The sequence below is a fragment of the Erwinia sp. V71 genome (assembly GCF_965644245.1).
Taxonomy (GTDB): domain Bacteria; phylum Pseudomonadota; class Gammaproteobacteria; order Enterobacterales; family Enterobacteriaceae; genus Erwinia.
The window spans coordinates 1-2,755 of sequence record NZ_CBFFRK010000214.1 but is presented as its reverse complement, the minus strand read 5'-3'; the positions used below and the strand labels follow the sequence as shown (position 1 = coordinate 2,755).

General features: G+C 46.6%; 2 protein-coding genes and 1 pseudogene. 2 read left to right on the top strand and 1 reads right to left on the bottom strand.

Annotated features, from left to right (window positions below; translation table 11 throughout):
• Positions 1–74 precede the first annotated feature (74 nt).
• Together ACSZO1_RS22105 and ACSZO1_RS22100 are read left to right on the top strand one after the other, a co-directional pair.
• Positions 75–440 (top strand): annotated as a pseudogene (locus ACSZO1_RS22105) (acyltransferase); the annotation flags it as partial.
• A 71-nt stretch (positions 441–511) separates the two neighbouring features.
• Positions 512–1,114, top strand: coding sequence for a site-specific integrase (locus ACSZO1_RS22100; RefSeq protein WP_426812150.1), 603 nt, complete (start codon positions 512–514; stop codon positions 1,112–1,114).
• Between the two features lie 170 nt (positions 1,115–1,284).
• Here ACSZO1_RS22100 and ACSZO1_RS22095 read toward each other — a convergent pair whose 3' ends face one another.
• Positions 1,285–2,532 (bottom strand): MFS transporter, encoded by a 1,248-nt coding sequence (locus tag ACSZO1_RS22095; protein WP_437616495.1) that lies wholly within the window; start codon positions 2,530–2,532, stop codon positions 1,285–1,287.
• Between the last annotated feature and the right edge of the window lie 223 nt (positions 2,533–2,755).

The window sequence follows — 2,755 nt, the reverse complement described above, 5'->3', positions numbered from 1 at the left end:
AATACAGCTCAGCTAAGGTAAGGCTAATACAGCTAAGGACTCCACTGAACCCCACCGATTAAATCGCACCTTCCTTAGGCGATGACGTGTTTATTGGCCCCTTTGTAGAGATACAAAAAGGATGTGTTATAGGCAAATGAACAAAAATTCAGTCTCACACCTTCATCTGCGAGAACGTTACGTTCGGTGACGACTGCTTCATAGGTCATGGCGTTACCTTTGCTAACGACCTTTTCAAAAGTGGCAGACCTGATTCATCTTCTGAAAACTGGATTCACATTGTATTAGGCAATGCCGTCACTATCGGAAGCGGAGCGACAATCCTTACACCAGAAATCTGCAGTGGGGCGGTTATTGGCGCGGGTAGCGTTGTAATCAGCCCGATACTAGTTAAAGGAATTTATGCAGGTAATCCGGCTAGGCTTTTGAGAACACTTTAGTCGTTCCGTCTGCTCCTCGCTCTTGAGGGACAACCATACTCAAATCTCCCACATTGCAGGAGATTTTAAGTATGAAAACGTCACCGTGGAACAAAGATCGTATCATCGGTCAAAAAAGGCCACTTCAGATATCTCATATCTGGGGAATCCGAATCAGACTTGAACTGGAAGATAAAACACGCGATCTAGCTCTGTTCAACCTGGCTTTGGACAGTAAGCTACGGGGCTGTGATCTGGTCAAACTCAAAGTATCAGATGTTGCATATGGCAATTCTGTTTCAAGCAGAGCAACGGTGTTGCAACAGAAAACCGGTAGCCCTGTCCAATTTGAGATAACTAAAGGGACAAGAGAAGCTGTTACTGCATTGATAAAACGTGGCAATTTGCACAGTAAAGACTTTCTGTTCCGGTCTCGGGTCGGTACTTGCCAACACATATCAACCCGGCAATACAACCGAATTTTTCATGGGTGGATAGCAAAGCTTGGTCTCGAAGATTCGCTTTACAGCACGCATTCCATGAGAAGAACAAAACCTTACCTGATCTACAAGAAAACCAAGAATCTTCGTGTGATTCAACTCTTGTTAGGCCATAAGAAACTGGAGAGTACGGTTCGCTATCTGGGGATTGAAGTCGATGATGCGTTGGAGATCTCTGAGTCGATTGAAGTCTAAGGTTGTCAGGGCTGCAACAGCAGCCCTGTGCCAAAAGCAGTCGTTTTGCGATAAAAAATCTGCCAACTAATGGTCGACAGATAGGTTGATTATACTAGTTACTTACTGCACCGCCCATAGCAACTATGCCAATCCGGTTAGCTAGCTTAGATAATGAGCAGCCGCTCCCTTTACTCTCTAAGGCGCAAGTTCACTTTATTTAGTGCTCTCGTCCTGTTTAACCAGAGCAAAACTCCGACAGCTCCCAGACTGAACAGCGACATACTATAAAGTGCATAAAATGCGCCGAAGTATTGCGCCATTGCACTGGTTATACCGGTGAAAACAGTGGCGGTCATTACCTGCACACGCCATGACATCGCACTGGCTTTTGCAACCTGTGTCTGCGGGAAGTTCCTCAAAATACCAAACGTACCCAAAGCAAATACAATATTCGATGTCATATGCGCACTGAAGATAAGAACCAGTCCGGTATAGGGATATCCGGCAGATAGCGGTAATAAAAAATAGCTTCCAATAAATAAACTCAGACAGGTCAGCAACAACCTGTTATTAACGGCATACTGCTGCAATTTACTGGCATCAAGCATCAGCGGCCCGCAGAGCTGTCCAAGACTTCGTGCAAAGAGTAGCTGCAAGGCCAGTCCGGCAGAATCTTCAGGTCTTATTTCCTGTGCCAGTGCAGGTAAAAGCGCCATCGCGGGAGATCCCACAGCGGCAAGCGCCGGTAACAGCAAAATGCTTCTTTTTTGCAAGGGTGATATGACGCGCCAGAGGGATTCCTGTCTGACCGGCGTAACCTCTGTTGGCCAACCTTCTGCTCCACAAAAAGCAGCGGCAGACATCATAAGCAGAATCGTAGAAGCCGTAAAACTAAGGGCATCAATGGAAAGCAGATGCTGCGGAGCAATCAGGTCAAACAGAAGAACACCCAGTCCGGTCCCCAACAACACCTGTGAGGCAAAAATGATGGTTTCCATAGCCGTTGCAGCTGGGAGTTCATCATGGCGCAATCCACGTTTGAACAACAACGTCAGCGCCGGGTAACTTATGCCGCTGAGCAGAGCCTCGATACACTGCGCGACCAGTAGCGCCGGCACGTTATGATACAGCAAACCATACAAGGGAAAAACAAGCGCAAGCAGACCAGATATCTCGGTAAAAATCAGGATTCGAAGTGGTGACGTCTTCTTACACAGTATCTCGCCCCAGATGCTGCCAATAAAGCTGGGCAGCATCGACAACATATACACGGTGGTAAGTGTCGCAGGAGAAGCATGCCAGTGTAAGAGCTGACCGAAAATAATGACCTGAGTAAGCCCATTGCCCAGCGATGACAGGATATAGGCAACCCCAAGGAAACGAAGCCAGCGATGGTTTCGAAGCGCATCAATAAGCGCAAACAGTAACATGTTCATACAGAAAGATTCTCATCTTAAATAACAGAAGCCCACGCAGCCAACGGCAACGCGGAAAATAAGCACTGTTAAAAGAGAAAATCTTTACATCGGGAACGGTACCCTACTTGAAATCGATACAAAACTTTAGCATATAAAAAAAGGGAAAGTCGCGAATTCAGATAATAAGTGCAACGCTTGGTCATGTGGATGGAGGGACGGTTAGCTACCGATAAGCTATCCT

What these genes read in the sequence shown, in the direction of transcription:
- ACSZO1_RS22100 (WP_426812150.1), top strand. Translation starts at nt 512, where the DNA reads ATGAAAACGTCACCGTGGAACAAAGATCGTATCATCGGTCAAAAAAGG.
- ACSZO1_RS22095 (WP_437616495.1), bottom strand. Translation starts at nt 2,532, where the DNA reads ATGAACATGTTACTGTTTGCGCTTATTGATGCGCTTCGAAACCATCGC.